This window comes from Mitsuokella sp. oral taxon 131 str. W9106, assembly GCF_000469545.1.
In the GTDB taxonomy this organism is placed as follows: Bacteria; Bacillota; Negativicutes; order Selenomonadales; family Selenomonadaceae; genus AWVT01.
In genome coordinates this window covers 34,113-34,801 of record NZ_KI273053.1, presented here as the reverse complement: position 1 = coordinate 34,801, position 689 = coordinate 34,113, and the positions used below count along the sequence as shown (strand labels likewise).

Below are 689 nucleotides of genomic sequence, written 5' to 3'. Positions count from 1 at the left end.
AGCGCGTGATGCGGCAGCCCTGCTAGAAGCCCCGCGGAAAGCAGGGCGAGCACGAGCAAGTTTCGTATGCGCGGCATGAGACGGCCTCCTTCGGAAAAAGTGTGGGAAAAGTCTTGCAGTGAGACGTCGGATATGCTACCATAAAGCCATGGAAAGCGAACAAAGACGACGAAATGGAGGGATTTGCGATGGGACTGTCCAGCAGCAATAGCGAAAAGAAGAAAGAGACGGTGTATTATTCCCCCTCCGAAGTTTTGAATGCCGTTTATGACAATGCCCATGCAAACAACGATATGATAGCTGCATTACGTAAGGATGTACGGTTGCTGCTGGAACAAAACAAAGAGCTGCTAGAACGAGTGAAACGTTTAGAAGATCAATCGCCCGCTTCTCGGTCAGAACGAATCCCTCTCTCCGTCGCTCGTTAAACCGAACGACAAGACAGAAGGACAGGCAAGCCTGCCCTTCTTTTATTTTGTGTCTTTCGTATCGTTGGTAACTGTATTCTTTCTTGCAGCTTCGGTTTTATTTCCTTCATCATCCTTCAAAAACGCATTGTTGCTGTCCCTGCCCATACGGATCTGATCCAAGGTACGGCTGCCCGTGTTTTGCAGCGTGCTTTGGAAGCTCTGCATGGAGCGGCGGTAGCTTTGGACCGGGCTGCGGCTCATCGCGAAGTTGCGGCCGAG

The 689-nt window shown here is 50.9% G+C and carries 2 protein-coding genes; one reads left to right on the top strand and one right to left on the bottom strand.

Going from position 1 to position 689, the window contains the following annotated elements; genetic code table 11:
- Nucleotides 1–188 precede the first annotated feature (188 nt).
- Nucleotides 189–428, top strand: a complete 240-nt coding sequence (locus HMPREF1985_RS02420) for a hypothetical protein (RefSeq protein WP_040636831.1) — start codon at nt 189–191, stop codon at nt 426–428.
- A 42-nt stretch (nt 429–470) separates the two neighbouring features.
- On the opposite strand, the gene HMPREF1985_RS11410 is transcribed toward HMPREF1985_RS02420, so the two are convergent.
- Nucleotides 471–689: hypothetical protein (locus HMPREF1985_RS11410; protein ID WP_021770853.1), on the bottom strand; the 219-nt coding region annotated here is incomplete at its 5' end.